Source organism: Salinicola sp. (genome assembly GCF_982684285.1).
The window spans coordinates 1-6,408 of record NZ_CEXLVS010000236.1 but is presented as its reverse complement, the minus strand read 5'-3'; the positions used below and the strand labels follow the sequence as shown (position 1 = coordinate 6,408).

Annotated in this window: 6 protein-coding genes; 3 read left to right on the top strand and 3 right to left on the bottom strand. The window is 63.1% G+C overall.

The window, feature by feature from the left end:
* Positions 1-250 (top strand): NAD-binding protein (locus AC3AYF_RS16915; RefSeq protein ID WP_487780055.1); only part of this gene is annotated, 250 nt, incomplete at its 5' end.
* A gap of 1,021 nt (positions 251-1,271) precedes the next feature.
* Positions 1,272-1,910, top strand: coding sequence for a hypothetical protein (locus AC3AYF_RS16910; protein ID WP_295039741.1), 639 nt, complete (start codon positions 1,272-1,274; stop codon positions 1,908-1,910).
* A gap of 517 nt (positions 1,911-2,427) precedes the next feature.
* On the opposite strand, the gene AC3AYF_RS16905 is transcribed toward AC3AYF_RS16910, so the two are convergent.
* Positions 2,428-3,531 carry an NAD(P)H-dependent flavin oxidoreductase gene (locus AC3AYF_RS16905; protein WP_295039738.1) on the bottom strand — a complete coding sequence of 368 codons (1,104 nt, stop codon included), beginning with the start codon at positions 3,529-3,531 and terminating at the stop codon, positions 2,428-2,430.
* Between the two features lie 88 nt (positions 3,532-3,619).
* Positions 3,620-4,840, bottom strand: coding sequence for an NO-inducible flavohemoprotein (gene hmpA / locus AC3AYF_RS16900; protein ID WP_295039721.1), 1,221 nt, complete (start codon positions 4,838-4,840; stop codon positions 3,620-3,622).
* Positions 4,841-4,929: 89 nt separating this feature from the next.
* Here hmpA and AC3AYF_RS16895 point away from each other — a divergent pair, with 89 nt between their 5' ends.
* Positions 4,930-5,364: an Rrf2 family transcriptional regulator gene (locus tag AC3AYF_RS16895; protein WP_295039719.1), complete on the top strand. Its 435-nt coding sequence runs from the start codon at positions 4,930-4,932 to the stop codon at positions 5,362-5,364.
* A 34-nt stretch (positions 5,365-5,398) separates the two neighbouring features.
* Here the strand turns inward: AC3AYF_RS16895 and acuI are convergent.
* Positions 5,399-6,408: acrylyl-CoA reductase (NADPH) (acuI, locus tag AC3AYF_RS16890; protein WP_487780054.1), on the bottom strand; the 1,010-nt coding region annotated here is incomplete at its 5' end.

Genomic DNA, 6,408 nt, shown 5'->3' with positions numbered 1-6,408 from the left:
GTTGTTCGGTAGCCGCTCCTATCAGGTCTACTCGGCCAATATCGCGAACGACGACTACGAGCCGGGATTCAAGGCGACGTTGGGCCTCAAGGATCTGCGCCTAGCCAGTGAAGCCGCCGAGCAAACCGAAGGTTCACTACCGATGCTGGCAGCGGTCTATCAAAGAATGGCCGAAACGGTCGACGCCGGTCTCGGCGATCGCGACTGGTCGGTGATGGCGGAGTATACGATTCGATCCTCGAAGTTTTAGAACTCACAAATAATGTCATGGTTGAGAAGATGCTCTTCTAAACTGAGTTTAAAATTTCGTTTTTGCTTTATAACCGTTTTTTTGTTCTCTCGATTGACAATTGGGCGCCAAGATCAAAGGTAAGTATGCTGCCGGCGTGGTTGCTTACCTTGCAGTCCTGAAGCGGAATTCATCACTGGTGCAGAGTTTGCTTGGCTACCAAGGGGCGTCCGAAGTGGCGGTCCAGAACGCAGATGTCCGAGCATGAAAAAATAACCCGGCTATGGAAAAGAGTCAGCGGGGACCGTTTGCCATACCGGGTTGAAGCGGCCGCAGGGACGCTAGCCAGAACAGTAAATTTTGGCGACAGAGTTCTATTCCGTGTTCCAACTGCAAAAACACCGGGCTCATGGATTTCTATCAATAAATTGCTTTTATCTTTATTTATTTGGTGATTATTGCGAAGTGTAAAGGGTTTTTTTATCTTGTGAACCCCTTAAGTTTACTGAGGGTTTTGGGGCTTTTCAGTAGTGCTGCTGGCTCAAAAAAGCCAAGTTTGCTTCAGATCGCTCCATTTGACGCAGTGGTCCGATGCATCACGGGCCGGCGTGTCGATAAAACCACTGAAGTGCCAGCTGATTCCATCGCTCGCCTGTGCTCATGAAACATTTCGATACAAACTGATGGGGCGTTCTTGATCCGGATCAATTCGTCTTATGGTGGAAAGAGTCACAGTGTGAGCGGGCTAGGAAGCCTGTTCGCACAGGGAGGGTAACGCAGGACGCGTCAGGCAGGGATGCGTCGGCAGGAAGCCGTGAACGGCCGACAGGGAAGTAGGGCATAGGGGGAGCCGGTTCGACCGGTTCCCCCTTTCGTTGGGCGGAAGGCTCCGCTCATGGCGTTGCCGGGATCATTGCGAACGTCGGTGCCATGGTCCAACGTGATAGCTGCGGGTTGCTCCCTGACGGCAATTCGTTGATACCTGGCCGTGTCACGCGTGGTGAACGGCGATGCCTTGGGGGAAGAGGTTGCGAGCACCGATATGATGGATTGGATTTCCCAGAACAGCCCGGCCATCACGGCCTTGACCAGCGTGTGTACGCTCTTCGTCTGGCTGTTCTACGCGCAACTGCTTTACCTGAATTTCAGACGCCAACGTCAACCCAAGATCATCATCAATCGTGGCTTCGGCCGCACGCTGCAGGCCCGTTGCGTCATCAGCAACATGAGCCCCGAGCCGATCTTCATCGAACACATTGTCGCGATACTTCACACCGACCAGGGGACGCTCTCCAAGGATATGATCGACTTCGAGGCGTCGCCGGGCGAGCGAGACGAGGCCAGTCGCTTGATCGAGACCACCCGGCAGGGGCCGATGCTCTCCGGCAGCTACAATCATATCGGCACTTTCCAAGACATCATCGGCCGCATTCTTCGTTTTCACGGACTCCCCTCCGATGACTTCCAGTCGGTCGATGGGCGCACGCTCCAGTCGATAGAGCTGCAGGTCATCGCCGTCTACGGCAGTGAGGACTCGCCCGTGGGGGCCGCCAGAACCTTCGAGCTGACCATGGGTGAATCGGGCGAGGCGCTCGTGCCGACGCGTCTCGTGACTCGACGATACGCTTCGCGTCCGAGGCGTCATCGGGTGCGTCAATGGATCCGCGACCTGGACGAATAGCGCGCTTTCGCCTCGAGACGCCTGCGGTCCTTATCCGCGGGCTGGGGCGGGCGATCCCGGTCGAGCGCATGATTACCGGGCCTGGTGTCGGGGGCGGTCAGCGCCGAGCGCGCTGGCCGGTGGAGATTCACGTTGGCGTAATCGGGCTTTCTGCACCACATTGAGCATTGCATCAGGGATGGTGCGGGGTCCACATACCCAAACATGCCGCCAGGGACGCTAGGCAAGGAAGCCTCGGGAGGCTTGGTGTGGATGCGGCCGGCTGGCGACAGCCGGATCCCCGTACATCGAATTTATTTTGCGTTAGATGATCTGTATCAACTCATTCGGTGAGTAACGGGTCTACCGTGGGGGCGGTACCAGGGAGGTACCGAATCAACGGAAGGAAGCCGCAGGAAGCGGTTCTCACAGGGACGCACGGCAGGATGCCGTGGAGCTGATTGGCAAGGAACAGCAGCGTATCTGAGGCCTGTCACGACAGGGTCTCTTATCCGCTGTGCTGATTGCCTGAACTGGATTACCCACCGGTCTTGCCTGCCTTCCCCCCGAACCGATGACCGCCGGCCGAAGCCGCCGCTCGTCGCTCTTCTTCCAGCTTTAGAATCAGTTCTCCCGCCGGGAGGCTGTCGCCCCGCGCTTTGCCGATACCGGCCCATTGCGCCCCGAAGCCCGTTTCGCCCCTTTCCTTGGCCGCGGCATTCAGTGCCTTGCCGAGATCGTAGGTATTTGGATAGGCCGGGATCTCATCGCGGTCGGCATCTTCGGCCCAAGCGGTAAACCGATTGACCAGGCAGCGCGCAGGGCGACCGGAAACCGCACGCGTCATCACGGTGCCCTCGCCGGACACCAGGCGAGCCCGATAGGCTTCGTCGGCCGCGCTCTCCGGGCAACGGATGAAAGCCGTTCCCAGTTGCGCGGCTGCCGCCCCCCAGTCCAGGGCGTGCTGGATATCGGCACCATCCATCAGGCCGCCCGCCGCGATGATCGGCAGAGATATCTCCTGGACGAGCTGGCGGGTCAGTGCTTGTGTCGATTGTCCTTCGTCAGTGGCATCGGGGTCGAACACGCCGCGATGGCCTCCCGCGCCCCACCCCTGGGCGACGATCGCATCGAGCCCGCACTCCGCGATCTGCCGGGCCTCGGCAAGGCAGGTTGCGGTCGCCATCAACCGGCATCCCGCCTGGCGCAGCGCCTCGATCTGCTCGGGCCGGGGAAGGCCGAAATGGAAGCTGACGACGGCAGGACGGGTCTCGAGCAGGACTTCGAGCATGGCGTCGCTGGCCGGGAAGGACGAATAGATCTCCCTCAACTGCGCCGGTGGGCGCGCGCCGAACGACTCGAACAGCGGGCGGGCGCGCTCGATCCAGCGGCGTTCGCGGTCGTTGTCACGCAGCGCCGGCGCGTGACAGAAGACGTTGACGTTGAACGGCCGAGTCGTCAGGGCGCGGGTTTCCCGAATGGCCTTGCCTGCGCCCTCCGGCGTCGACGCGCCAATTCCCAGGGCGCCCAGCCCGCCGGCGTTGGAGACCGCGGCCGCCATGGCCGGTGTCGCGACGCCCGCCATGGGCGCCTGGAAGATCGGCGCTTTCAACCCAAGGTCGTTGATGAATTCGCAAGTCATGTCGCTATCTCCCCAGTCATGGCGTTGTTTCCCCGGTCATGGCGCTATTCAAGTGGTGTTGCGGCCCGGGCGTTCCATCGTCATCCGGTCAGGCCGCCAGCGGCTGTGCTGGGCCGAAACATTCGTAGCGGCGATCGCCGGCCGCCACGCCACGGGTTTCCAGCATCCGATCGACCCGGCTCATCATCGGTAGCGGCCCGCAGAAATAGTAGGTCGCTCCCCACCCGCCGATCCAGCGTTCGAGGTCTGCCGGTTCCAGCTCGCCGCGCTTGATCCCGGAGTCGCCGGCGCCGTCCGCTTCGCCTGGCTCGCTCAAGCACACGTGAAGGCTGAAGTTCGGATGATGGCTGGCCAGCGTCTCCAGTTCGCGGGTGAACGGTCGCAGCCCGCCGTGGCGTACGGCCTGGATGAAGATAACCGGCTGCGACGGGGAGGCGTGCAGTGCCGCGTGGGCCATGGAGACCAGCGGTGTGGCACCGATGCCGCCGGCGATGAAGACCAGCGGCTTGTCCGCCGATTCCGGCAGCTCGAGCGTGAACGCACCGCACGGCGGTGAGAGCTCGATCCGGTCGCCCTGGGCCAGGTCGTCGTGAATGCGGTTCGAGACATCGCCCCCGGGAGCCTCGCCATCCCCGACCTCACGTTTGACGCTGATTCGATAAGCCGCGGCGCCCGGCGCGTTGGAGAGACTGTAGTTGCGCATGGCGGTGTGGCCATCGGCATCCTGCACGCGAATCGAGACATACTGCCCTGGCAGGTGCGCGGGCGGCTCGCTGCCGTCCGCCGGCACCAAATAGAGGGAGACGATGTTGTCGCTCTCGCGCTCGCGCCGCACGATCGTGAACGGCTTGAATCCCGCCCAACCCTGATGTTTGCGCTGTTCGGCGTAGATCGTCCGTTCGCGCTCGATGAACACCCTGGCCAGTTCGCCGTAGGCTGCGGCCCAGGCATCGAGCACCTCGTCGGTGGCGGCGTCGCCCAGCACTTCCCGGATCGACGCCAGCAAGTGCTCGCCGACGATCGGGTAGTGTTCCGGCTGGATCGTCAACGAGGCGTGCTTCTGGGCGATCACCTCGATGGCATCGGCGAGCGCCGCCGGATCGTCGATATGCTGGGCGTAGGCGAGAATGGCGCCGGCCAGGGCCCGCTGTTGACCGCCAGAGCGCTGATGCGCGGGATTGAAGTAGTGCCGGACCTCGGGGTGGTGCTCGAACAGGCGGGCGTAGAAGTGGCGGGTCAGTGTCTCGCCATGCTGTCTCAGCACCGGGATGGTGCTCTTGACGATATCGATCTGGGCGGTGGTTGGCATCTCGACTCCTCTGGCAGGATTTTAATCGGTATTTTAAATGCCTATTTAAATGGGAGTATCATTTACCAAATTATGGCTGTCAAGCGCTGATGAAACTGACGACGCACACCGATTACGCCCTGAGACTGCTGATCTACCTGGCGGTGAGGGACGACCAGATGCCGGCCACGGTACAGGCCGCTGCGACACACTACGGCATCTCCACGCATCATCTGGCCAAGGTCGCCCAGACACTGGTGCAACTGGGGTACGTGGCCAGCCTGCGCGGGCGGGGCGGCGGCCTGCGGCTTCAGCGGCCCGCCGAGGAGATCGGCATCGGCGCGCTGGTGAGGCAAACCGAAAACCTGGAGCTGCTGGAGTGTTTCGGGCCGGAATCGACCTGTCCGATCGAACCGGGCTGCCGCCTGAAGGGCGTGCTAGCCAAGGCCCAGCAGGCCTTTCTCGCCGTGCTCGACGGCTATGTGCTGGCCGACCTGGTCGAGAATCGCCAGGCGCTGCGCGTGCTGCTGGGCCATCCGGCCTGAATGGCTCGCCCCCGGGCAGGGCGAGCCGGATCGTTCATCGATTGACATCCACGACGAGGCGACCGCGGACGCTGCCGGCCAGAAGTCCGCTCGCCGCATCGATGGCCTGCGACAGGCCGATATCGGTCGTCGTCCGCTCCAGCCTCTCGAGGTCGAGTTCCGCGGCCAGGCGGGACCAGGCCTCCGTCCGTTCCGCATGGGGCCTGAACACGCTGTTGATGCCGAGCAGCGACACGCCTCTCAGGATGAACGGCGCGACGGTGGCCGGGAAATCCATCCCCTGGGCCAGCCCGCAGGCCGCCACCAGCCCATCGGACTGGGTCTGCGCGCAGGCGTTGGCGAGGGTGTGGCTGCCGACCGAGTCGATGACCGCCGCCCAGCGCGTCTCTTCCAACGGGCGCCCCGGTTTCGACAGCGGCTCCCGCGGCAGGATCTCCGAGGCGCCGAGAGACTCCAGGTGTTGCCGTTCTTCCGGGCGCCCGGTCGAGGCGACGACACGATAGCCCCGGCTTGCCAGCAGCATGATGGCGACACTGCCGACGCCGCCGTTGGCGCCGGTGACGAGAACGTCGCCGCGGCCCGGCTCGAGCCCGTGTCGCTCCAGCGCCATCAGGCTCAGCATCGCCGTATAACCCGCCGTGCCGATCGCCATGGTTTGCCGCAGGTCGAGGCCGCGTGGAAGGGCGGTCAACCATTCCGAGCGCACCCGGGCCATCTGCGCCAGCCCGCCCCAGTGCGATTCGCCGATTCCCCAGCCGTTGATCAGCACCCGGTCGCCCGGTTGCCAGGCCGGGTCGTCGCTCTGCTCCACCGTGCCGGCCAGATCGATGCCGGGCACCATGGGGAACCGGCGGATCACCGGCCCCTTGCCGGTGATCGCCAGGGCGTCCTTGTAGTTGAGCGTGCTCCACGCCACGCGGACGACAACGTCACCCGGCGGGAGGGCATCGGGCGCCAGCCGAGACAGCGTCGCCTCGGATGACCGGTCTTCGTGCTGGCTGACCACAATGGCATTGAACATGGCTGTCTCCTCGGCCGGGAACG